This is a genomic window from Streptomyces boetiae (assembly GCF_031845405.1).
In the GTDB taxonomy this organism is placed as follows: domain Bacteria; phylum Actinomycetota; class Actinomycetes; order Streptomycetales; family Streptomycetaceae; genus Streptomyces; species Streptomyces boetiae.
Genome location: NZ_JAVREN010000015.1, coordinates 1 through 21,863 on the forward strand (window position 1 = coordinate 1; position 21,863 = coordinate 21,863).

General features: G+C 74.1%; 19 protein-coding genes and 1 pseudogene. 11 read left to right on the forward strand and 9 right to left on the reverse strand.

Features of this window, described 5'->3' with window-relative positions; genetic code table 11:
* Together RM780_RS12425 and RM780_RS12430 are read left to right on the forward strand one after the other, a co-directional pair.
* Positions 1 to 238: ArsR/SmtB family transcription factor (locus RM780_RS12425; RefSeq protein WP_311630719.1), on the forward strand; the 238-nt coding region annotated here is incomplete at its 5' end.
* A 30-nt stretch (positions 239 to 268) separates the two neighbouring features.
* The gene (locus RM780_RS12430; protein WP_311630720.1) at positions 269 to 1,051 is read left to right on the forward strand and encodes an aquaporin; all 783 of its coding nucleotides are present in this window, start codon (positions 269 to 271) and stop codon (positions 1,049 to 1,051) included.
* A gap of 61 nt (positions 1,052 to 1,112) precedes the next feature.
* On the opposite strand, the gene RM780_RS12435 is transcribed toward RM780_RS12430, so the two are convergent.
* Positions 1,113 to 3,479, reverse strand: a complete 2,367-nt coding sequence (locus RM780_RS12435; protein WP_311630721.1) for a HelD family protein — start codon at positions 3,477 to 3,479, stop codon at positions 1,113 to 1,115.
* Positions 3,480 to 3,608: 129 nt separating this feature from the next.
* Between RM780_RS12435 and RM780_RS12440 the strand changes: the two genes are divergently transcribed.
* The 3 genes from RM780_RS12440 to RM780_RS12450 all read left to right on the forward strand — a co-directional run bounded on the left by RM780_RS12440 (position 3,609) and on the right by RM780_RS12450 (position 5,810).
* Entirely contained in the window at positions 3,609 to 4,115 is a 507-nt protein-coding gene (locus RM780_RS12440) for an NUDIX domain-containing protein (protein WP_311630722.1), read from the forward strand.
* A 304-nt stretch (positions 4,116 to 4,419) separates the two neighbouring features.
* Entirely contained in the window at positions 4,420 to 4,833 is a 414-nt protein-coding gene (locus RM780_RS12445; RefSeq protein WP_311630723.1) for an ATP-binding protein, read from the forward strand.
* Between the two features lie 38 nt (positions 4,834 to 4,871).
* The gene (locus RM780_RS12450; protein WP_311630724.1) at positions 4,872 to 5,810 is read left to right on the forward strand and encodes an RNA polymerase sigma factor SigF; all 939 of its coding nucleotides are present in this window, start codon (positions 4,872 to 4,874) and stop codon (positions 5,808 to 5,810) included.
* 342 nt (positions 5,811 to 6,152) lie between these two features.
* On the opposite strand, the gene RM780_RS12455 is transcribed toward RM780_RS12450, so the two are convergent.
* Positions 6,153 to 6,593, reverse strand: a complete 441-nt coding sequence (locus tag RM780_RS12455; protein WP_311630725.1) for a hypothetical protein — start codon at positions 6,591 to 6,593, stop codon at positions 6,153 to 6,155.
* A gap of 63 nt (positions 6,594 to 6,656) precedes the next feature.
* Between RM780_RS12455 and RM780_RS12460 the strand changes: the two genes are divergently transcribed.
* Both RM780_RS12460 and RM780_RS12465 read left to right on the forward strand, forming a co-directional pair.
* Positions 6,657 to 7,625 carry a diacylglycerol/lipid kinase family protein gene (locus RM780_RS12460; protein WP_311630726.1) on the forward strand — a complete coding sequence of 323 codons (969 nt, stop codon included), beginning with the start codon at positions 6,657 to 6,659 and terminating at the stop codon, positions 7,623 to 7,625.
* A gap of 337 nt (positions 7,626 to 7,962) precedes the next feature.
* Complete coding sequence (locus RM780_RS12465; RefSeq protein WP_049571050.1) at positions 7,963 to 8,220, forward strand: WhiB family transcriptional regulator; 258 nt, start codon at positions 7,963 to 7,965, stop codon at positions 8,218 to 8,220.
* Between the two features lie 172 nt (positions 8,221 to 8,392).
* On the opposite strand, the gene RM780_RS12470 is transcribed toward RM780_RS12465, so the two are convergent.
* Positions 8,393 to 9,895, reverse strand: coding sequence for a sensor histidine kinase (locus RM780_RS12470; RefSeq protein WP_311630727.1), 1,503 nt, complete (start codon positions 9,893 to 9,895; stop codon positions 8,393 to 8,395).
* 473 nt (positions 9,896 to 10,368) lie between these two features.
* Positions 10,369 to 10,962: pseudogene (locus tag RM780_RS12475) on the reverse strand (TetR/AcrR family transcriptional regulator); the annotation flags it as partial.
* Between the two features lie 86 nt (positions 10,963 to 11,048).
* Between RM780_RS12475 and RM780_RS12480 the strand changes: the two are divergent.
* A complete protein-coding gene (locus RM780_RS12480; protein WP_311630728.1) occupies positions 11,049 to 11,807 on the forward strand; it encodes an SDR family oxidoreductase in 759 nt (252 codons plus the stop codon).
* Between the two features lie 87 nt (positions 11,808 to 11,894).
* On the opposite strand, the gene RM780_RS12485 is transcribed toward RM780_RS12480, so the two are convergent.
* From RM780_RS12485 to RM780_RS12505, 5 genes are all read right to left on the reverse strand, one after another.
* Positions 11,895 to 12,947, reverse strand: a complete 1,053-nt coding sequence (locus tag RM780_RS12485) for an SIS domain-containing protein (RefSeq protein WP_311630729.1) — start codon at positions 12,945 to 12,947, stop codon at positions 11,895 to 11,897.
* An 86-nt stretch (positions 12,948 to 13,033) separates the two neighbouring features.
* Positions 13,034 to 14,566 (reverse strand): glycoside hydrolase family 3 protein, encoded by a 1,533-nt coding sequence (locus tag RM780_RS12490; protein ID WP_311630730.1) that lies wholly within the window; start codon positions 14,564 to 14,566, stop codon positions 13,034 to 13,036.
* Positions 14,567 to 14,575: 9 nt separating this feature from the next.
* Positions 14,576 to 15,406 (reverse strand): carbohydrate ABC transporter permease, encoded by an 831-nt coding sequence (locus tag RM780_RS12495; RefSeq protein WP_311630731.1) that lies wholly within the window; start codon positions 15,404 to 15,406, stop codon positions 14,576 to 14,578.
* Complete coding sequence (locus RM780_RS12500; RefSeq protein ID WP_311630732.1) at positions 15,403 to 16,377, reverse strand: carbohydrate ABC transporter permease; 975 nt, start codon at positions 16,375 to 16,377, stop codon at positions 15,403 to 15,405. Before RM780_RS12500 ends, RM780_RS12495 begins: the two co-directional genes overlap by 4 nt.
* A 295-nt stretch (positions 16,378 to 16,672) precedes the next feature.
* Complete coding sequence (locus RM780_RS12505) at positions 16,673 to 17,935, reverse strand: extracellular solute-binding protein (protein WP_311630733.1); 1,263 nt, start codon at positions 17,933 to 17,935, stop codon at positions 16,673 to 16,675.
* A gap of 238 nt (positions 17,936 to 18,173) precedes the next feature.
* Here RM780_RS12505 and RM780_RS12510 point away from each other — a divergent pair, with 238 nt between their 5' ends.
* The 3 genes from RM780_RS12510 (at position 18,174) to RM780_RS12520 (ending at position 21,696) form a co-directional block, all read left to right on the forward strand.
* The gene (locus tag RM780_RS12510) at positions 18,174 to 19,016 is read left to right on the forward strand and encodes a GntR family transcriptional regulator (RefSeq protein ID WP_394812946.1); all 843 of its coding nucleotides are present in this window, start codon (positions 18,174 to 18,176) and stop codon (positions 19,014 to 19,016) included.
* Between the two features lie 161 nt (positions 19,017 to 19,177).
* Positions 19,178 to 21,484, forward strand: coding sequence for a carbon starvation CstA family protein (locus tag RM780_RS12515; protein ID WP_394812947.1), 2,307 nt, complete (start codon positions 19,178 to 19,180; stop codon positions 21,482 to 21,484).
* Complete coding sequence (locus RM780_RS12520; RefSeq protein ID WP_394812948.1) at positions 21,481 to 21,696, forward strand: CstA-like transporter-associated (seleno)protein; 216 nt, start codon at positions 21,481 to 21,483, stop codon at positions 21,694 to 21,696. The genes RM780_RS12515 and RM780_RS12520 overlap by 4 nt, the downstream gene beginning before the upstream one ends.
* Positions 21,697 to 21,863: the final 167 nt, after the last annotated feature.

Genomic DNA, 21,863 nt, shown 5'->3' on the forward strand with positions numbered 1-21,863 from the left:
GCGGGCGCGGGAGCCGCTGTGCCCCACGCACGTGGGGGAGGAGACCGGCGCGAAGCAGACCAACCTCACCACCCCCGTGCGGGTGCTGCGCGCGGCGGGAGTGGGGGAGAGCGAGCCGGGCGGCCGGTTCACCTACTACCGGCTGCGGCCGGAGGTCCTGGAGGGCCTGGCCGGGCAGTTCACCGCCCTGGCCGCCTCCGCCCGCACGCACGCAGACCGCAAACGCCCCTGCCCCTGACCCGCCCGGCCGTCCCCAGGAGCCACCGAGTTGAGCGCCACCCAGGCCCCGCCCGAACCCCTCCCCGAGCCCCGCGCCGCCGCCGCACCGCCGGCCGCGCCCACCCCCGTCCCCACCCCGCCGCTGATCCGGCGCGCGCTGGCCGAACTCCTCGGCACCGCCGCCCTGGTGACCATCGTGGTCGGCTCCGGCATCCAGGCCACCGCACTCACCCAGGATGTCGGCGTACAGCTTCTGGCCAACTCCCTGGCCACCCTCCTCGGCCTCGGCGTGCTGATCGCCCTGCTGGGCCCGGTCTCCGGCGCACACCTCAACCCCGCGGTCACCCTGGCCGCCTGGTGGACCGCCCGCCGCGGCGGCCCCGGCCCCGGCGGACGCGAGGCGGCGGCCTACCTGCCCGCCCAGACCGCCGGGGCCATAGCCGGAGCGGTCCTGGCCAACCTCATGTTCGACCTCCCGGCCGTCGACTGGTCCGCCCACGACCGCTCCGCCGGACACCTGCTGCTGAGCGAAACCGTCGCCACCGCCGGCCTCCTGCTGCTGATCCTCGGCCTGCAACGCACCGGCCGCCTCACCCTCGCCGCCCCGGCCGTCGCCGCGTACATCGGCGCCGCCTACTGGTTCACCTCCTCCACCTCCTTCGCCAACCCCGCCGTCACCGCAGGACGGGCGTTCACCGACACCTTCGCCGGCATCGCCCCCGCCTCCGTCCCCGCCTTCCTCGCCGCCCAACTCCTCGGCACCGCCGCGGGCCTGGCCCTCACCACCCTCGCCTTCGGCCGCGGGAAGGGCGATCGAGCCAAGCCACGCTGAGAGCCGGGCCCGCGGCCGAGGGAACGGTCCGGGCCCCTCGGAGGGGCCGAGCCGGCGTCCCTCAGAGGGGCCGAGCCGGCGGGCCCAGGCGAGTCAGCCCCGCCGGTGGGGTGCCGGCGGGGTCGTCGGGGTGGAGGAGGCCGAGGCGCTGGGTGGGGCGGGTCAGGGCGACGTAGAGGTCGTTGAGGCCGCGGTGCGGCCCGGCCTGGGCCGACGGGGACTCGGCGACGATCGCGGCCGGGTCGACCACGATCACCGCGTCGAACTCCAGCCCCTTGGCCTGCCGCGGGTCGAGCACCGCGACCCCCTCCCCCGCCGCCCGCGCCAGCGCACCGCGCAGCGAGGCCGGGCCGATCAGCGCGACCGACCCCGGCTCCGCTGCGGCCAGCCGCGCGGCCTCCCGCGCGAGCGCCGCCCGGGGCACGGCCAGCCGCCACGGCGCCACCCCCGTGGAGCGGACCGCCCGCGGCGTGCTCCGCCACGGGTCGATGCGGAACAGGACGCCCGCCGCGACCGCCGCGATCTCCGCCGGGAGGCGGTAGTTGACCGTCAGCTCCGCCTGCCGCCACCGGTCCCCGACGTGCGGGGCGAGCACGCGTTCCCAGGAGGCGGCCCCGCCCGGCTCCCCGGTCTGCGCGATATCCCCGACGAGGGTCATCGAACGCCCGGGGCAGCGCCGCATCAGCAGCCGCCACGCCATCGCGGTCAGCTCCTGCGCCTCGTCCACCACCACGTGCCCGAAGGTCCACGTGCGGTCGGCCGCCGCCCGCTCGGCGGCCGTGCGGTGGTCGCCCTCGGCGTAGCGGTCGGCCAGGGCCTGCGCGTCCAGCAGGTCGAAGGCGGAGAGCACCTCCGCCTCCTCGCCGTCCTCCTCGTCGGCGAAGTCGGTGTCCCGCGAGCCGTAGGCGACGTCCAGCGCCTCCTGGGCCAGCGCGAGCCGCTCGCCGTACTCGGCCTCCGCCCGCTGACCGGCGGCGCGTTCGGAGTCGGCGTCGGGACCGAGGAGTTCGGCGGCCTCGTCCAGCAGGGGAACGTCCGCGGCGGTCCAGTCGGCGTGCGCGGGCGCGGGGCGGTGCAGCAGGGCGCGTTCCTCCGCGGTGAGCGCCGGGGCGGCGCGCTCCAGGCGCGCGGTGGAGGAGTAGAGCCCGGCGAGGAGGCGCTGCGGGGTGAGCGCGGGCCAGGCGGCCTCCAGGACGGCGAGGACGGCCGGGTCCCCGGCGAGGTCGGCGCGGATCTCCTCGCGGTCCCCGGCGCTCAGCAGGCTGCCGCCGTCCACGGGGTCGACGGCGAAGCGGCCCGCGACGCGGTCGGCCAGGGAGTCCAGCAGCGCGTCGTGGCACACGGGCCTGGCCTGGTTGTGCGGCAGGCCGGTCTCGCGCGCCAGCCGCCGGGCGCGCAGGAAGGCGTCGCGCTCCAGCAGCACGCGCCGCCCGCCGTGCAGGACGCGCCGGCCCTCCCCTTCCGGCACCCGCTGCCGGTCGGCCACGGCCGCCGCCAGCACCTCGGCCATCGCCGCGCGGCCCTTCAGCTCGGCGGCGGCCGGGGACTCGGCGGCGGTGGGGGTGACGCCGGGGAAGAGGCGGTCCACGGTGGCCAGCAGGACGCCGGTCTCCCCGAGGGAGGGCAGTACCTCCCCGATGTAGCGCAGGAACGCGGGGTTGGGGCCGACGATGAGCACCGCGCTGCGGGCCAGCCGCTCGCGGCGGGTGTAGAGCAGGTAGGCGGCGCGGTGCAGGGCGACGGCGGTCTTGCCCGTGCCGGGGCCGCCCTGGACGACGAGGATCCCGGCGTGCGGGGCGCGGATGATCGCGTCCTGCTCGGCCTGGATGGTGGCGACGATGTCCGTCATCCGGGCGGTGCGGGGGGAGTTGACGGCCGCCAGCAGCGCGGCCTCCGCGGCGTCGCCGCCCGGGCCCGCGCCTTCGGGCCCGGCGCCGAAGAACTCGTCCAGCACGCCGGTCACTTCCCGGCCGCGGGTGGCGATGTGGCGGCGGCGCCGGACGTTCTCCGGGCGGCGGCCGGTGGCCACGTAGAACGGCCGGGCCGCGGGCGCCCGCCAGTCGATCAGCAGCGGCTCGAACTCCCCGCCGTCCTCCAGGATTCCCATGCGCCCGATGTGCCGGGACTCGCCGTCGCGCAGGTCGATGCGGCCGAAGCACAGGCCGTTCTCCACCGCGTCCAACTGGGCGGCGCGGCGGGCGAGTTCGCCGGCCGCGATGTCGCGTTCCGCGAGTCCCTGGTGGCCGAGGCCCCTGGCGGCCAGCACCCCTTCCAGCCGGCCCCTGACCTCGGCGCGGAGGCGGTCGAGGCGGGCGTAGAACTCGCTCACGTGGCGCTGCTCGTCCCCCTGTTCATCCCCCTGTTCGTCGTGCCGGATGTCGTTCCGCTCCCGCTCGCGCTGCCGTTCGTGCACCGGACCGCTTGACATGCCGTCCCCCAACTCACTAAACTATCCTTCGGGATTGGAGACCCTTTTCACTTTTCCCGTCTCCAAATCACGCACTGTAGCGCGGAATTTGCCGCGCGACCAGCGGGCCGGCCGTTTACGCTGAGCCCCATGCCCGCTTCCCTGCCGCCCGCCGTCGCCTCGATGACGTTGCTGGTCGCGGCCGTTCTCGTGCACGACCGGGACACCGACAGCGTTCTCCTCCTCCAGCGCGGCCCTCGGGCCAAGTTCGGGCGCGGCCTGTGGGACCTGCCCGTCGGCAAGTGCGACCCCGGCGAGCCCGTCACCCACGCCGCCGTCCGCGAGCTGCGCGAGGAGACCGGCCTGATCGCCGACCCGAAGGACCTGCGCCTTGCCCACGTGCTGCACGCCCCGCTCGGCGCGGAGTCGCCCAGGGGGCACCGTCCAGCGGTAGCTGGGGGAGGGTTTCTGACCGTCCTGTTCACCACGCACCGCTGGGGCGGGACGCCGCGCAACGCGGAGCCGCATAAGCACGCGGAGGTCCGCTGGTTCCCGCGCACGGCGCTGCCCCAGGAGCTGGTCTTCTCCACGGACCGGCTCGTGGAGCGCTGCCTGGGCGGCGATCCCCCGGCCGTCACGCTGCACGGCTGGCCCTGAGAACCCCAGGGCCGCAACGCCCGGAACGCCCCCGCTCCGGGGCGCGCGGATGCGCGCGTGGTGCGGGGGTGATGCGTGGGACGAGGCAACGAGTCGAAAAATTCCGGGAATTGACAAGCCCGCGCGCGCACCGAGTGCACCGAATGCATTACGATGAGTAATACCGCTGAGGTGGCGGGTGCCGGGGGCGGTTCGCGGGCCAGGCGACAGCACGCCCTGGATCGCGGTAGCGTCGCAAGGCGACCTGGGCATCTCGGCGGTGCCCGGGAGCGCTCAATCAGTGTGAGTCTCTGTGGAGGTGAGGGTGTCCCCCATCCCAGGTGAGCCCGGATCGCAGGACTTCGTGGAAGTCCGGCTGCCGGCGGAGGGTGCCTATCTTTCGGTGCTGCGGACGGCCACGGCCGGCCTCGCGGCCCGGCTGGATTTCACCCTCGACGAGATCGAGGATCTCCGCATCGCGGTGGACGAGGCCTGCGCGATCCTGCTCCAGCAGGCCATCCCCGGCAGCGTGCTCGACTGCGTGTTCACGCTGGTCGGGGACGCCCTGCGGGTCACGGTCTCGGCGCCCACCACGGAGGGGCACGCCCCCGAGCGGGACACCTTCGCCTGGACCGTGCTCACCGCGCTCGCGGGCGAGGTCGAATCGGCCGTCGGACACGACAAGACGGTCAGCATCAGCCTGCACAAGAAGCGCGGCGCCGCCCCCGGGGCGCCGTGACCGGCTCGCAGGGAACGCCACGGGACGAGGGGGCCGAGATGGAAGAGGTGGAACGGACGGCGACAGCACGCCCGGAGCAGGCCGCGGCGGCCATCCCGGGCCAGCCCGAGCCGGCCCCGCAGGGCGGGGCCCCGCCCGCGGCGAGCCCTGCCGCGGTCCCTGCCGCCCCGGCCGGGGGCGCGCGGGCCGGCAGGGGCGCGGGGCGGCGTTCGCTGCCCGACGGACAGGACCGGGGAGCGGCGCGGGATCTCTTCATCGAGCTGCGCAAGCTGCCCGAGGGCTCGCCCGAGCGGGCCGAGCTGCGCAACAGCCTGGTGCGGATGCACCTGCCGCTCGTGGAGCACCTGGCCCGGCGCTTCAGGAACCGCGGGGAGCCGCTGGACGACCTCACGCAGGTCGCCACCATCGGCCTGATCAAGTCGGTCGACCGCTTCGACCCCGAGCGCGGCGTGGAGTTCTCGACGTACGCCACGCCCACGGTCGTCGGCGAGATCAAGCGGCACTTCCGGGACAAGGGCTGGGCGGTGCGGGTCCCGCGGCGGCTCCAGGAGCTGCGGCTCTCGCTGAGCCAGGCGACGGCCGAGCTGTCCCAGCAGCACGGGCGCGCGCCGACGGTGCACGAGCTGGCGCAGCGGCTGAGTATCTCCGAGGAGGACGTGCTGGAGGGCCTGGAGTCGGCGAACGCCTACTCGACGCTCTCCCTCGACGTGCCGGACACGGACGACGAGTCCCCGGCCGTGGCCGACACGCTCGGCGCGGAGGACGACGCGCTGGAGGGCGTGGAGTACCGCGAGTCGCTGAAGCCGCTGCTGGAGGAGCTGCCGCCGCGGGAGAAGAAGATCCTGCTGCTGCGCTTCTTCGGGAACATGACCCAGTCGCAGATCGCCCAGGAGGTCGGCATCTCCCAGATGCACGTCTCCCGCCTCCTGGCCAGAACCCTCGCCCAGCTCCGCGAGAAGCTGCTGGTCGAGGAATAGGCCCCCCTCCGCAAAATCGTTCGTCCATCCGGACGCCCACGGCCCTGCCGCCGGGACGCGTGTCGTCCCGGCGCCTGCGGCCGGGGGCCGGGGCTCCCCCTGCCATCGGCGCCCGCCTGCCCTTGGGCGCGGGCCCTGATGGCCCGCGTGCTGCTCCGGAGGATCGTCCCGGCTGCGCCGGGCGCCGCTGCGGACTCCGGCCGTCGCTACGCCGCGCGGCGGAACCGCTGACCAGGTCCGGCCTACTCACGTGAGTAGGCTGACTACTCGGCGCCGGGCGGCGCCGGGTGCGCCCCGTGGGGCCGGGCGGCGAACCGGCCGCGACCGCCGCAAGCGCAAGCGTTACGCCTCGCGCGGGCCGATGCCCAGGGCCTGTGTGGCCGTGGGGTTGATGAGGCAGGCGAGGACGGCGAGGGCCGTGGCGCCGAGGGCGGTGGCGGCCAGGGGCCAGAGGGCGCCGCTGTTGGCGAGGGTGATCGTGACGGGAACGGCGAGGAGTTGGGTGACCACGGCCGGGCCGCGGCTCCAGCGGCGCAGGCGCCAGAGGCCGTGACCGGCGGCGAGGGGCAGCGCGGCCAGCGCCAGCAGCGTGATCGCGCCGGTGACGGCCTGGGTCACGTCGCCCGGCTCGCCCGCCACGGCCAGGGCCAGGAGCAGGGCGCCGAGCCCGGCGGTCGCGGCGCCCTGAAGGGCGCACAGCAGGGCCGCCGCCGCGACCCTGCGCGGTCGCTCCGTGGCGCTGGGTCGGTCGCCGCCGGCGGGCCCGGTCGTGTTCTCGCTCACGCCGGCCAGGGTATCGCCGGGCGACGGCGCGCTGTCCGGCGCGGCCTGGGTACGCTGCCTGTCATGCGCGCACTTCTCGTGGTCAACCCGGTCGCCACCACCACCAGCGCGCGGACCCGCGACGTGCTCACCCACGCCCTCGCGAGCGACCTCAAGCTGGAGGTGGCCGAGACCGAGTACCGGGGGCACGCGCGGGAGCTGGCCCGGCAGGCGGCGGAGCAGGGCACCGCCGACGTGGTCATCGCGCTGGGCGGCGACGGCACGGTGAACGAGGTCGTCAACGGCCTGCTGCACAACGGCCCCGACACGGGTGAGCTGCCCCGGCTCGCGGTGGTCCCCGGCGGCTCCACCAACGTCTTCGCACGAGCACTCGGGCTGCCCAACGACGCGGTGGAGGCGACCGGCGCGCTGCTGGCCGCGCTGCACGCGGAGTCGGAGCGCGCGGTGGGGCTGGGGCTCGCGGCCGGGACGCCGGGGACGGCGGACGCCGAAGTGCCGCGCCGCTGGTTCACGTTCTGCGCCGGGTACGGCTTCGACGCCGGCGTGGTGGGGCGGGTGGAGTCCCAGCGGGAGCGGGGGAAACGCTCGACGCACGCGCTGTATCTGCGGCAGGCCGTGCGGCACTTCGTGGGCGACCGGCGGCGCACGCGCGGGACGATCTCGCTGATCCGGCCGGGCCAGGACCCTGTCGAAGGGCTGGTGTTGTCGATAGTGTGCAACACCGCGCCGTGGACGTTCCTGCTCAACCGGCCGGTGTACGCGGCGCCGCGGGCGTCGTTCGACACCGCGCTGGACGTGGTCGGGCTCTCCCGGCTGTCCTCGGCCGCGCTGACGCGGTACAGCAGCCAGCTGCTGCGGTCCTCGCCGGAGCGGGGGCTGCACGGCAAGCGCGTGGTGTCGCTTCACGACGAGACGCACCTCACCTTGCAATCGCAGGTGCCACTGCCGTTTCAGTTGGACGGTGACCACCTGGGACTGCGCACGAGCGTGTCCTTCACAGGCGTGCATCGTGCACTGCGTGTGATTGTGTGACCGGAACCTCCGAAAGTCCTTGTAGTCGAACGTTTAGCGCAGCCTCCACCCGAGGGAAGTAGGGCTGTGAGCTAGGCGACACCAAGGATTCAAAAAAAACTTTCCGCAAGGGGTTGTGCGCGCAGCCGAGGTTTGCGAACCTCTTCATGGCGATCGGGACGGCCGAGCCCTCGGCCCCCTTGAGAGCCCGAATCCTCTCCCCCGCTTCGACGGGATCGCGGCGAAGGCCATCTTCTCCAGAAGAAGCTGAGCGACGGCTCGTTCTTTGTGGGGGGATTCGTGAAAGCGTTCACATTCACAAGCAATGTAACTGCAATGTGCAGGAGATGGAGCAGACATGGACTGGCGTCACAGCGCCGTTTGCCGCGAGGAGGACCCGGAGCTCTTCTTCCCCATCGGCAACACCGGTCCTGCGCTGCTGCAGATCGAGGAAGCCAAGGGCGTCTGCCGCCGCTGCCCCGTCATGGAGCAGTGCCTGCAGTGGGCCCTGGAGTCCGGCCAGGACTCCGGCGTGTGGGGCGGAATGAGCGAGGACGAGCGCCGCGCCATGAAGCGCCGCGCCGCGCGCAACCGGGCGCGGAAGGCCACCGCCTGACCCCTGAGCACGTCTCCAGGCCTCCCGCCCGGCGGCCCGCCATCCGTCAGCTGCCCCCGAGCCGCAGCACGCGCAGCACCACGGTGCCTCCGCGACAGCGTTGAGCCCCGGCCCGCGGAACATCCGCGCGGCTCGGGGCTCAATTCGTCGTAGCGCGCAAAGCGTTGGGGGCTCAGCGCTTCTGGAGGCCCAGGGGCAGGTCGAGCACCACGCGGGTGCCGCCCCCGGCGGCGGGGATCATGTCGAAACGGCCGCCCAACTCGCCCTCCACCAGCGTGCGGACGATCTGCAGGCCCAGGCTGCCGTCGGCGTGCGGGTCGAAGCCGTCGGGCAAGCCGCCGCCGTTGTCCTCCACGGTGACCAGCAGGCGTTGGCCGTCCGCTCCCCCCGCCCCGGCCGGGCCGGGGTCGGTGCGCCGGGCGTCCACCTCGATGGTGCCCCGGCCGCCGGCGGGGAAAGCGTGCTCCAGGGCGTTCTGCAGCACCTCCGTGAGGACCATGGACAGGGGCGTGGCGGTCTCCGCGTCGAGGATGCCGAAGCGGCCGACGCGGCGGGCGGCCACCCGGCCGTCCGGGGAGAGTTCGCCGACCATGGCGATCACCCGGTCGGCGATCTCGTCGAACTCCACGCGCTCGTCGAGGTTCTGGGACAGGGTCTCGTGCACGATCGCGATGGAGCCGACGCGGCGCACGGCCTCGTCCAGGGCGGCGCGGGCGCTGGAGTCGCCGGTGGCTCCTATGCGGCGGGACTGGAGGCGCAACAGGGCGGCGACGGTCTGGAGGTTGTTCTTCACCCGGTGGTGGATCTCCCGGATGGTGGCGTCCTTGGTGATCAACTCGCGTTCTCTGCGGCGCAGTTCGGTGACATCGCGCAGCAGTATCAGCGAACCGATGCGCTCCCCCTTGGGCTTGAGCGGGATGGCGCGTAGCTGGACGACGCAGTCCGGGCCCTCGATCTCGGTCTCGCGGGGGGCCCAGCCGCTGGCGAGCTTGACCAGGGACTCGTCGACGGGGCCGCGGGTGGGGGCCAGCTCGGCGGTGGTGGGCCCCAGCGGGAGGCCGACCAGGTCGGTGGCCAGGCCGAGGCGGTGGTAGGCGGAGAGGGCGTTGGGGCTGGCGTACTGGACGACACCCTCGGCGTCCAGGCGGATGAAGCCGTCGCCGACCCGGGGGGCGCGGTCCATCCCGACCTGCTGGCCGGGGAAGGGGAAGGCGCCGCCGGCGATCATCTGCGCGAGGTCGGAGGCGCTCTGGAGGTACGTCAGCTCCAGGCGGCTGGGGGTGCGGACGGTCAGGAGGTTGGTGTTGCGCGCGATCACGCCGAGGACCCGGCCCTCGCGCCGGACGGGGATGGACTCGACGCGGACGGGGACCTCCTCGCGCCACTCGGGGTCGCCCTCGCGCACGATGCGGCCCTCGTCCAGGGCGATGTCCAGCAGCGGCCGGCGTCCGCGGGGGACGAGGTGGCCGACCATGTCGTCCTGGTAAGAGGTGGGGCCGGTGTTCGGCCGCATCTGGGCGACCGAGATGTACCGCGTGCCGTCGCTGGTGGGCAGCCACAGGACCAGGTCCGCGAAGGAGAGGTCGGAGAGGAGCTGCCACTCGGAGACCAGCAGGTGCAGCCACTCCAGGTCGCGGTCCTGGAGGTCGGTGTGCTGGTGCACGAGGTCGTTCATGGAGGGCACACTGGGAGCTTACCGGCGTGCCGGACCAACCCGGGATGAGCGGGAGTGCCCTCAAGAAGCGACGGCTCGGGGCGGTCGGAGGCAGGAAGTCCCTTCAGAGCATGGACACACGGGGGCCGGGCGGTTCAGAATGGAGGGGACCGAATGCTTCTGCTCTCCCCGCACAGGAGAGCAGAGCGGGGCCCAGACGCTTTCTGCCCTGACGGCGTCGCGGGGCCCGTGTCGCTCCGGGCTGCGGTGCCGGGAGGGTTGAGGGTCCCTCTCTGGCGCCGCGGCCCGTGGGTGTTTCCGGGGCCGCCCGGGCGGACGCCTCAGGTCTTCTTCTCTCTCTTCCCGCCCCCCTCCCCTGTCTTCTCGGCCTTGCCGTCCGCCTTCTCGGCCCTGCCGTCGGCGGTCCCGCCGGCCGTCCCCGCGCCGTCGTCCCCGGGCCTCGGGCCCGCCGGGGAGTGGCCCGCGGGGGGACCGGGCCAGGCCCGCATCGCCGTCTCGGCCACGGCCTCCAGGTCCTCCCGGCTGGCGCCGTCGCGGGAGAGCTGGCTCATGCCCTGCATCACCGCGCCGGTGAACGCGGTCAGGGCGGCGGCGTCGGTGCCGGGCGGCAGGAGGCCGGCCGCGATGTCGAACCGGATACGGCTCTCGAACGCGCGGAGGTTCGCCGCGCGCCTGCGGCAGAGGCCGTCGGCGACCTCGGCGGAGGACTCGGGGTAGTTGACCGCGGCGGAGATCACCAGGCAGCCGCGCGGGCGTCCGGGCGCGGTGTACTCGGCGGCGGCCTCGCGGAGGGTGCGGGCGATGGCGTCACGGGCGGTGGGCTCCTCGGCCATGGCGCGGCCGACGAAGCTGCCGTAGCGGCCGACGTAGGAGGCCACCACCTCCTCGAACAGCGTGCGCTTGTCGCCGAAGGCGGCGTAGAGGCTGGGGGCGCCGATGCCCATGGCGCGGGTCAGGTCGGCGATCGAGGTGGTCTCGTAGCCGTGCTGCCAGAAGACCTCGGTGGCCCGCTGGAGGGCGGCCTCCCGGTCGAAGGAGCGGGGGCGCCCGCGTGGTTTCGCCGTCATGCCCATCATTCTATAGCGACCACTCCAGAAGGCGTGCTATGGTCTTTCTGTAGCGACCGCTAGGGAAAGAAGGGTGGGGCGGCGTCATGAGCACGCTCTCCGGCAGGACAGCACTGGTCACGGGCGGCAGCAGGGGCATCGGGCGGGCCGTCGCCGAGCGCCTGGGCAGGGACGGCGCGCGCGTCGGCGTGCACTACGCCCGGGACGAGACGGCGGCCAAGGAGACGGTGGCCACGATCGAGGCGGCGGGAGGCTCGGCCTTCGCCCTGCGGGCGACGCTGGGCGGGCCGGGCGACGCCGAGGCCCTGTGGGCGGCCTTCGACGAGCACGCGGACGGCCTCGACATCCTGGTGAACAACGCGGGAGTCGACAGCCCGCCCACCGGCATCGAGGGCACGGAGCCTGAGGACTTCGACCGCGTCTTCGCGGTGAACGCCCGGGCTCCCTTCTTCGTCAGCCGGCTCGCCCTGGGCCGCCTGCGCGACGGCGGCCGGATCGTCAACGTCTCCACCGGGCTGACGCGCCGGCCGGGGGCGATGCCCCAGCTCGTGGCGTACACGATGTCCAAGGGCGCCCTCGACCAGCTGACGGCGGTGCTCGCCAAGGAGCTGGGCCCCCGCGGCATCACGGTCAACGGCGTGGCCCCCGGCGCCATCGACACGGACATGAACGCCTCCTGGCTTCGGGCCGGCCCCGAGGCGTGGGAGGCCACGGCCTCGTCCTCCCCGCTGGGCCGGGTCGGGCAGCCGGCCGACATAGCCGACGTGGTGGCGTTCCTGGCCTCGGACGACAGCCGCTGGGTCACCGGCCAGTGGCTGGACGCCACGGGCGGCGCCCTCCTGTGACCCGCACGCGCCCCGACGGGACGCGGCGGCGCCCGACCCCGGCCGGCGCGCGCCTCGCCGGGAGTCTCCGGTGGTGTCCGGTGGGCGTCACCGGGTCTCGGTGACCTTGGCCAGCGCCCGGGGGGCGTCGGGGTCCTGGCCGCGGGCCAGGGTTACCTCGTAGGCCAGCCGCTGCAGCGGCAGGATCTGGAGGAGGGGCTGGAGCTCCTCCGGAAGCCCGTCGCCGGGCAGGGCGAAGCCGCCGGACGCGGCGGCCACCCGCTCCCCCGGCCCCACGACCACCAGGTCGGCGCCCCGCTCCCGCAGCCGGTCCAGCACGGGCCGCAGCGCCTCCCCGCCGGGCCCGTCGGTGACGACGGCGATCACGGGCGAGACGTTGTCGACCATGGCCAGCGGGCCGTGCAGGAGGTCCGCGCCGGAGTAGGACAGGGCCGGGATGTAGCTGGTCTCCATCAGCTTCAGCGCCGCCTCCTTGGCGGTGGGATAGCCGTAGCCGCGGGAGGTGAGCACCATGCGCTGGGCGAAGCGGTAGCGGGCGGCGAGCTGCCGGACCTCCGCTTCGCGGGCCAGGACCCGCTCGGCCAAGTCCGGCAGCGGGCGCGCGGCCCGCACGCCGTCGGCGCCGCGCAGGGCCGCCACGAAGAGGTGCAGGGCCAGCAGTTCGGCCGTGTAGGTCTTGGTCGCCGGCAGTGCCCGCTCGGGCCCGGCCAGCACGTCGATGTGGTATTCGGCGGCGGCGGCCAGCGGGGAGGCCGCGTTGTTCGTGACGGCCAGGGTGATCGCCCCGGCCTCGCGGGCGGCCGTGGTGGAGGCGACCAGGTCGGGCGAGCCCCCGGACTGGCTGACGGCGATGACCAGGCAGCCGGCGAGATCCTGGCGGGCCCGGTAGGCGGTGGTGACGGACATCGAGGTCAGGCCGCACGGCTTCCCGGCCTGGATCTCCAGCAGGTACTTGGCGTACAGCGCGGCGTTGTCCGAGGTGCCGCGGGCGGTCAGGAGCACGAAGCGGGGGCCGCGGGCGGCGATCCGCGCGGCGGTCTCCCGGATGGGCCCGGCGCCCTCGTCCAGCAGGCGCCGCAGCACGGCGGGCTGCTCGGCCATCTCGGCGGACATCAGCCGGCCGGGCTGCGTGGCGGACATCGGGTTCCTCCGGAGGTGGGTGTGCGGGCAGGACGGACGGCGGGCGGAGCGGGAGGCGTGGACGGCGGCGGCCGGGGCGCGGGTCCTCAGGCGGCGCGGCGGCCCGCGATGACCTCGGCGGCGGCCCGGCCGCAGACGCGGGCGGCGCCGTGGGTGGCAATGTGCAGGGCGCCGGCGGGCGGGGCGTGCGGCAGGCCCATCTCCACGACGGCGGTCCCGGGGCGGGCGGCGAGCACGGCCGCGAGGGCGGCGGCCATCCACGGGTGGCGGTGGACGTCGCGCACCACGGCCACCACCGGCCGCTGCCCCGCGGCCCGAAGCACCTCGGCGGCCAGGGCCGCGGGGTCGTGTCCGGCGTGCCGCCCGTGGGCGGTGCCGGGCAGGAGGCGGGCCAGCTCGGGGCCCAGGCCCCAGGGGGTCTCCTCCCCGGCGGCCGAGTTGGCGGCCGGGGCGAAGGAGGCGACGTAGGCCGGGGAGGCCGGCGGCGCCCAGGCGGCCTCGCCGGCGGGGTGGCTGACGCGCAGGGCGCGGCGGGCGGCGGTGAGCCCGATCTCCCCGTCGGGCGCGGCTCCCCCGGCCCGCTCGCGGGCCCGCGTCGTCCAGCGGGCGAGGGCGCGGACGCGTTCGGCCGCGTCGTGCAGGCGTTCCTCGGGCAGCTCGCCGGAGCGGACGGCGGCGACGAGGGCGTCCCGCAGCCGCAGCACCTCCGCCTCGTCGGAGGGGGTGCCGCCGACGCACAGGGCGTCGGCGCCCGCGGCCACGGCCAGCACGCTGCCGCCCTCCAGGCCGTAGGCGTCGGCGATGGCGCGCATCTCCAGGGCGTCCGAGACGATCAGGCCCTCGAAGCCGAGGCCGCCCTCGGCGGCGGGGGCGCGCAGCAGGCCGGTGAGGACGGCGCGGCTGAGGGTGCCGGGCCGCTCGGGGTCGAGGGCCGGGAGCAGGATGTGGGCGCTCATCACGGCCCGGGTTCCGGCCCGGACGGCGGCGCGGAAGGGGACGAGTTCCCTGGCGTAAAGGGTGTCGGTGCCGATGTCGATGCGCGGAAGGGCGAGGTGGGAGTCGACGGCGGTGTTGCCGTGCCCGGGGAAGTGCTTGACGCAGGCGGCGACCCCGGCGCTCTGCAGGCCCTCGACGTAGGCGACGGTGTGCCGGGCCACCAGCGCGGGGTCCTCGCCGAAGGAGCGGACCCCGATGACGGGGTTGGCCGGGTCGGAGTTGATGTCGGCGGAGGGCGCCCAGTTGAGGGTGATGCCGGCCGCGGCCAGGCGGCGGCCCAGCTCGGCGGCGACCGCGCGGGTCAGCTCGGGGTCGTCCACGCTGCCCAGGGCGTGGTTGCCGGGGAAGGAGGACCCGCCGCGGACCTCGAGGCGGGTCACGTCGCCGCCCTCCTCGTCCACGGCGACCATGACCTCGGGCCTGACCGCGCGCAGCCGGGCGGTGAGGGCGGCGACCTGCTCGGGCGAGACGACGTTGCGGCCGAAGAGGCCGACGGCGGTGAGGCCGTTCTCCATCTGCCGCGGCAGCCAGTCGGGGAGGGTCGTGGTGCCGGCGAAGGTCGGCTGCAGGACGGCCAGGGCGTCCCGGGCGAGGGTGTCGCGCTCGCTCACGGTGGAGGTCATCTGCGGGCCCTATCCCTTCACGGCACCCGCGGTGAACCCGCCGGTGACCCGTCGCTGGAGGAGGACGAAGACAATCAGCACCGGGATGGTGAAGAGCGAGGACGCCGCCATGGTGGCCCCCCAGTCGTTCCCGAAGTTCGTCTGGAACTGCGTGAGCCACAGCGGGAGCGTGGCCTTGTCCGGCGCCTTGTTCAGCACCAGGACCATGGCGTACTCGTTCCAGGCCATGATGAAGCCGAAGAGCGAGGTGGCCATCAGGCCGGGCGCCAGCAGCGGGAAGATCACGCGCAGGAACGCCTGCCCCCGGCCGCAGCCGTCGATCAGCGCGGACTCCTCCAGCTCCTGCGGCACCGCGGCGATGAAGCCGCGCAGCGTCCAGATCGTGAAGGGCAGGGCCATCACGAAGTAGACCAGGACCAGGGTCCCCAGGCTGTTGAGTGCCGAGAGGTCCCGGGCGTTGAGGTAGACGACGATGATCAGGATCTCCCAGGGCGCCATCTGCGCCATCATCACCACCAGCAGCATCCCCCGCCGCCCCCGGAAGCGGAGCCGGGCGATGGCATAGCTCGCCGCCAGCGCCACGGCCAGCGCCAGCAGCACCGCCCCGATCGTGACGAGGAAGCTGTTGGCGACATACGTCCAGAACAGCTCGACCCCGGTGGCCGTGGAGTAGTGCTCGAAGGTCGGCGCGAAGAAGAAGACGGGATCGCGGGTGAGCACCTGGGAGTTGCTCTTGAAGGACGTGGAGAGCATCCAGTACACGGGGAAGAGGAAGACGGCCGAGAGCACCAGGGCGGTGCCGTTGAGCCAGATCCTCCGCGCCAGGCCGGGCCGCCTCATGACTGCTCCTTCTCCTGCTTGAGGATCAGGCGGAAGTAGAAGGACATCGCGATCAGCAGGATGACCAGGGTGAGCACGGAGATCGCCGCGGCGGCGCCGTACTGGTTCTGGCCCATGCCCTGCACGTAGGCCATCACCGGCAGCGTCTCGGACTCGCCGCCGGGGCCGCCGGCGTTCATCGCGTAGATCTGGGTGAACGCCTTGAACACCCAGATGATCTCCAGGAAGGTGGTGATGAGGAAGAAGGGCCGCATCATCGGGGCGGTGATGGACCAGAACGTCCGCCAGCCGGAGGCTCCGTCCATCCGGGCCGCCTCGTAGATCTCGCCGGAGACGGTGGTCAGCGCCGCGTAGAGGTTGAGCGCGACGAAGGGCACGGAGGCCCAGACGATCAGCACGGTGACGATGGCCAGGGTGGAGAAGCCGCTGGCGAACCAGTTGTGCTGCTCGTAGCCCTCGAAGCCCAGGCCGCGCATCACCCAGTTCGCGACGCCGAACTGCGTGTCGAAGAGCCACTGGAAGACGGTGGTGCTGGCGATGACGGGCATCGCCCAGGCCGCCACCAGGCTCACGGAGAGCAGCAGCCGCATCGTCTTGCCCAGGGCGTTCAGCAGCAGCCCGGCGAGGGTGCCGATGACCATGATCAGCACGACGTTGACGGCGGTGAAGAGGAATGTCCGGGTGACGGAGTCCCAGAAGGCGTCCATCTCCAGGATGGAGCGGTAGTTGTCCCAGCCGGTCCACTCGGTGGTGCGGGAGATGAGCTGGCGGCGGCCGAACCCCTGGAAGGAGATGACGAGGTTGCGGATCAGCGCGTAGCCCAGCACGGCCGCGAGCGCGAGGACGGCGGGGGCGATGAGGAGGTAGGGCAGCAGCCCGGCCGGGAGGCCGCGGCGGCGGCCCGGGCGGGGCGCCTGGGCGGCGGGGACGCGCGGCGTCCGGGGCGGGGCCTGGTCGATCTGCACGGTCATCGGCGGCCCTCCGGGGGAGGGCACCCGCGCGGGGCCGCGGCAGCCGTCTGGGGCATGGACCGGGTTCCTCTCTGCCGGCGTCCGGCCGGCGTCCGTGCGGGACCTCCCCGCGGGGCTCCGCTCGTGGCGGGCCGCCGCCGGGGGCTTTCGTCGATGGTGCGGGGGCCGGGGTGCCCCGGCGCGGAGGCGAGGCGGTGCCGCGCGTCGCGCCGGGCCCCCTCCGCCCGGCGCGGCGCCCGGCACGCGCGGCCCCGGGGGCGCCGCCGTCGCGGGCGGCGCCCCCGGGGCGGGCGGGTCACTCGCGGTTGATGCGCGTGGTGACCTCGGCGTCGGCCTCCTCGGCGGCGGAGGCGTAGTCCTCCCCGTTCAGGACGGCGGTCATCATCTCCTTGATGGGGTTGGGCACGGTCTCGACGTTGGCCCAGCCGGTGGTCAGCGGGGGCAGGAAGCCCACCTCGGCGGAGGCGACCATGGCCTCCGCGAACGACCCGGGCTCGGGTTCGGCCGTCACGTCGGTGCGGTTGGGCACCACGCCGTCGCCGTTGGCGTCCACGTAGCGCTGCGCCCACTCCTGGGAGGTGGCCATCCGCAGCCACTCGCGGGCCATCTCCGGGTTCCCGGCCCGCTCGTTCACCGCGAGGTTGGACCCGCCGAGGAAGACGTGGCCCAGCTCGTCGGCCGTGGGCCCCGGGATGGGGAAGTAGCCGAAGTCGGCCTGCTCCCCGGCCTCCTCGATGGCGGCGACGGCCCCGGCCGCCTCCCAGCCCAGGCCGATCCAGGAGGCGATGTCCTGGTTGGGAACGACCTCGGTGGACTGCTGCGGGGACGCCTCGTCGTTGTCGGTCGGGGAGGAGGAGAAGGCCTGGAGCTGGGCGTAGAAGTCCATGCCGGCCTCGCCCTCGGGGCTCGCCAGCGCGCCGCGCCACTCGTCGCCCTCCTGCACCGCGAAGCTGCCGCCCTCGTCCGCGATGAAGCCGCCGAGCACGTAGTAGCTCTGGCCGGGCAGGTAGATCGGCTCGGCCTCGGTGTTCTCGTCGATCAGCTCCAGGGCCTCGATCCACTCCTCGCGGGTGGTGGGCACCCGGGCGCCGGCCTCCTCCCACAGGCTGCGGTCGTAGATCACGACGCGGTTGGCGCCGTACCAGGGCAGGGCGTACAGCGTGCCGTCCACCTGCCCGGACTCCAGCATGTTCGGCGACCAGGGCTCCTCGGCGAATTCGCCCAGGTCGGCCAGGCCGCCGGTGTTGGCGAAGCCCACGGTCTGGGTGTTGCCGATCTCCAGGACGTCCACCGTGCCGTCCTCCGACAGCGCGGTGGTCAGCCGGTCCTGGATGCCGTCCCACTGCTGGGTCTCGACGTTCACCTCGACGCCGTGCTCCTGCTCGAACGCGGCGTTCAGCTCGTCGATCCACTCCTGGGGAGCCGAGCCGTCCATCAGCCACACGGTGAGGGAGTCGGGATTCCCCCCGCCCGCCGACCCGCTGCCGTCGTCGCCGCAGGCCGCCAGCGCGGCCGTCAGGGCCGCCACACATGTGGCAGCGAAGAGCTTCCGCTTCACGTCACCCTCCTCGGGGAAGGCCGGACCCCTTGCGGTTGCGGCCCGGGGACGGCCGTTATGGTTAATGGTGTAGACAAGAGGTGTAGACCAGTTGACGGGACTCTGGACTAGACCAGCCGGGGGTGTCAAGGGTCCACGAGCGGGCCCGGACCGTCCGTTATCCGACCGACATCTGTGCGGATACGGCCCGACCGGGCGCCCGTGTCAGGATGTGAGCCGCGATCTCTCGGAGGAGTCGGTGACGGCAGAAAAGCACGAGACTGAGGGGGCCGAAGGGCCCGCCACGGCCGGGGAGCCGGGCACCGCCGCGGGGCTCGCGGTCCCGCCCGCCGCCGGCGCCGAGGCCCCGGCCGACCGCCTGCGCGCCGCCCGCGTCCCGAAGTACTACCGTCTCAAGCGGCACCTGCTGCGGATGACCGAGACCCTGCCCCCGGGCACCCCGGTCCCGCCCGAGCGCACGCTGGCCACCGACTTCGACACCTCCCGGACGACCGTGCGGCAGGCGCTCCAGGAGCTGGTGGTCGAGGGCCGCCTGGAGCGCATCCAGGGCAAGGGCACCTTCGTCGCCAAGCCCAAGGTCTCCCAGGCGCTCCAATTGACCTCCTACACGGAGGACATGCGCGCCCAGGGCCTCGAACCCACCTCCCAGCTGCTGGAGATCGGCTACATCACCGCCGACGAGCGGATCGGCGACCTGCTGGACATCCCCGAGGGCGGCCGCGTCCTGCGCATCGAGCGGCTGCGGCTGGCCAGCGGCGAGCCCATGGCGATCGAGACCACGCACCTGTCCCAGGAGCGCTTCCCCGCGCTGCGCCGCAGCCTGGGGCGCCACTCCTCGCTGTACGCCGCGCTCGCCGAGGTCTACGGCGTGCACCTGGCGCGCGCCGAGGAGACCATCGAGACCTCCCTGGCCAGCCCCCGCGAGGCCGGGCTGCTGGGCACCGACGTCGGCCTGCCGATGCTGCTGCTCTCCCGGCACTCCCGCGACACCGCGGGCGAGCCGGTGGAGTGGGTGCGCTCGGTCTACCGCGGCGACCGGTACAAGTTCGTCGCCACCCTCGAACGCCCGCGGCCGGCGTAGCGCACGCCCCGCACGGCAGCGGCACGGCACCCGCCCGGCACCGCGGACCCGGCCGCGCGGGCCGTTACGCACGCCCGCCACCGCGGCCGTTGCGCTCGCGACGGGGTCGCGCGGGGCGTTCGCCCCATGGTCATCGGCCCCGGCCTGCCCTAGATTCCCGCATGTCTATCAGCCAGGACCGGCGGGAGGACACCGTGCACACCCCACCTTCGGCACGCCCAGCACCTCAGGTGCGTCCCCGTTCCATCCGTTCCGTCGCCGCGTGGACGGCGGTCGCCGCCGTGGGCGCGGTGGCCTGGGCCATGCTGGCGCTCTCCCGCGGCGAGGACGTCTCCGCCGCGTGGATGGTCGCCGCCGCGCTCGGCTCGTACGCCATCGCGTACCGCTTCTACGCCCGTTACCTCCTCACCCGCGTGCTCAGAGCGGACCCCACCCGCGCCACCCCGGCCGAACGGCTGGACGACGGCATCGACTTCCACCCCACCGACCGGCGGGTGCTGCTCGGCCACCACTTCGCGGGCATCTCCGGCGCGGGCCCGCTGGTCGGCCCGGTGCTGGCCGCCCAGATGGGATACCTGCCGGGCACGTTCTGGATCATCGTCGGCGTCATCTTCGCCGGCGCCGTCCAGGACATGACCGTGCTCTTCTTCTCCACCCGGCGCGACGGCAAGAGCCTGGGCCAGATCGCCCGCGAGGAGATCGGCCCCGTCGGCGGGGCCGCGGCGGTCGTGGCCATCTTCTCGATCATGATCATCCTGCTGGCGGTGCTGGCGCTGGTCGTGGTGAACGCCCTGGCCGAGTCGCCCTGGGGCGCGTTCTCGGTCGGGATGACCATCCCCATCGCGCTGTTCATGGGCGTCTACCTGCGCTTCCTGCGGCCCGGGCGGGTGGCCGAGGTGACCGTCATCGGCGTGGCCCTGCTGCTGTTCGTCATCGCCGCCGGCCGCTGGGTGGCCAACTCCGGGCTCGCCGAGGCGTTCACCCTCGACCCCAGGACCCTCGTCATCTGGCTGGTGATCTACGGCTTCGCCGCCTCGGTGGTGCCGGTGTGGCTGCTGCTGGTGCCGCGCGACTACCTGTCCACCTTCATGAAGATCGGCACCATCGCGCTGCTCGCGCTGGCCATCGTCGTCACCCTTCCCAGCCTGCGGATGGACGCGGTCACCGACTTCGCCTCGAACGGGGACGGGCCGGTCTTCGCCGGGTCGCTGTTCCCCTTCGTCTTCATCACCATCGCCTGCGGGGCCGTCTCCGGCTTCCACTCCCTCATCTCCTCAGGCACCACCCCGAAGATGATCCAGAAGGAGACGCAGGTGCGCACCATCGGCTACGGCGCGATGCTGATGGAGTCCTCGGTCGCGATCATGGCGCTGACGGCGGCCTGCGTGCTGGACCCGGGCACGTACTTCGCGATGAACGCCCCGCCGGCGGTGATCGGCGACACGCTCCAGACCGCCGCGGACACCATCTCCGGCTGGGGGTTCACCGTCACCCCGGACCAACTGGCCGCCGCGGCGGAGTCGGTGGAGGAGGAATCGCTGCTCTCGCGGACCGGCGGGGCGCCGACGCTGGCCCTGGGGCTGGCCGGGATCCTCTCGGATGTGATCGGCGGCGACTCGATGATGTCGTTCTGGTACCACTTCGCGATCATGTTTGAGGCGCTGTTCATCCTCACCGCGATCGACGCGGGGACCCGGGTGGGCCGCTTCATCCTCCAGGACATGCTGGGCGGCCTGCACCCGCGCCTGGCCCGGCTGCGCTCCAACGCCTGGCTGCCCGGCGTGCTGCTGACCAGCGGCCTCGTGGTCGGCCTGTGGGGCTGGCTGCTGTGGGTCGGGGTCAACGACCCGCTGGGCGGCATCAACACCCTCTATCCCGTCTTCGGGATCTCCAACCAGCTTCTCGCCGCCGTCGCCCTGGCCATCTGCACGGTGCTGCTGGTCAAGTCCGGGCGCCTGCGCTACGCCTGGGTGACGCTGGTCCCGCTGGCCTGGGTCGCGGTCGTCACCCTGACGGCAAGCTGGCAGAAGGTCTTCTCCGGCGACCCGGCCGTCGGCTTCCTGGCCCGCCGCGACCAGTACCAGGACGGCATCGACGCCGGCCAACTTCTCCCCGGCGCCCAGGACATGGGCGACATGCGGACCATCGTCAACAACGCCACGGTGGACGCGGTCATCTCGGCCGTGCTGGCCCTGCTGGTGGTGATCGTCCTGGCGGACGCCCTGCGGGTGTGCGTGCGCGCCGCGCGCGACCCCGGGGCGGAGCGGCTGAACGAGAGCCCGCACGTGGCCTCGCGGCTGATCGCCCCGGCGGGACTGATCCCCACCCGCGAGGAGCGCGCGGATCTGGCCGCCGCGGGGCTGGGCCCCGGCGGCGGGATCCCGGAGGGGTCCGCGCCGGTGCCGACGGCTTCGTCGGGGGCTGCCTCGGGGTCCGCGTCAGGGGCGAATCCCGAGGCGTCCCGGTGAGCCGGCTGACCGCGGCCCCGCGGCGGGCCGCCGCCTGGCTGCGCTGGTACGTCACCGAGCTGACCGGGGAGAACGCCTACGCCCGCTACGTCGAGCGCGCCCGCGCCGCGGACCCGGCCGCGGCGGTGCTCTCCCGCCGGGAGTTCGAACGCCGCCGCACCGACGACCGCTACCGCGACCCGCACAGCGGCCACTACCGCGGCTGCTGCTGAGCGGCGGGCCCCGTCCGGGGCCGCCCCCGTCCGGGGCCGCCGCTTCGGGCCGCCCCCGTGCGGGGGCGGCGGCGATGGACGTGCTCTTCCCGCCCGGGGCGAACGGCCCGGTGCCGCCGCGCGGGCCCGGCGGGGGCGCGCGGCGGGGGCGTTGCGAGCCCGGTCCG

Bases quoted from the DNA above. Each gene is read 5' to 3' on its own strand.
- RM780_RS12435 (WP_311630721.1), bottom strand. From the start codon at position 3,479: ATGTCAAGCGGTCCGGTGCACGAACGGCAGCGCGAGCGGGAGCGGAAC.
- RM780_RS12440 (WP_311630722.1), top strand. From the start codon at position 3,609: ATGCCCGCTTCCCTGCCGCCCGCCGTCGCCTCGATGACGTTGCTGGTC.
- RM780_RS12450 (WP_311630724.1), top strand. From the start codon at position 4,872: ATGGAAGAGGTGGAACGGACGGCGACAGCACGCCCGGAGCAGGCCGCG.
- RM780_RS12460 (WP_311630726.1), top strand. From the start codon at position 6,657: ATGCGCGCACTTCTCGTGGTCAACCCGGTCGCCACCACCACCAGCGCG.
- RM780_RS12465 (WP_049571050.1), top strand. From the start codon at position 7,963: ATGGACTGGCGTCACAGCGCCGTTTGCCGCGAGGAGGACCCGGAGCTC.
- RM780_RS12470 (WP_311630727.1), bottom strand. From the start codon at position 9,895: ATGAACGACCTCGTGCACCAGCACACCGACCTCCAGGACCGCGACCTG.
- RM780_RS12480 (WP_311630728.1), top strand. From the start codon at position 11,049: ATGAGCACGCTCTCCGGCAGGACAGCACTGGTCACGGGCGGCAGCAGG.
- RM780_RS12485 (WP_311630729.1), bottom strand. From the start codon at position 12,947: ATGTCCGCCACGCAGCCCGGCCGGCTGATGTCCGCCGAGATGGCCGAG.
- RM780_RS12490 (WP_311630730.1), bottom strand. From the start codon at position 14,566: ATGACCTCCACCGTGAGCGAGCGCGACACCCTCGCCCGGGACGCCCTG.
- RM780_RS12495 (WP_311630731.1), bottom strand. From the start codon at position 15,406: ATGAGGCGGCCCGGCCTGGCGCGGAGGATCTGGCTCAACGGCACCGCC.
- RM780_RS12500 (WP_311630732.1), bottom strand. From the start codon at position 16,377: ATGACCGTGCAGATCGACCAGGCCCCGCCCCGGACGCCGCGCGTCCCC.
- RM780_RS12515 (WP_394812947.1), top strand. From the start codon at position 19,178: ATGTCTATCAGCCAGGACCGGCGGGAGGACACCGTGCACACCCCACCT.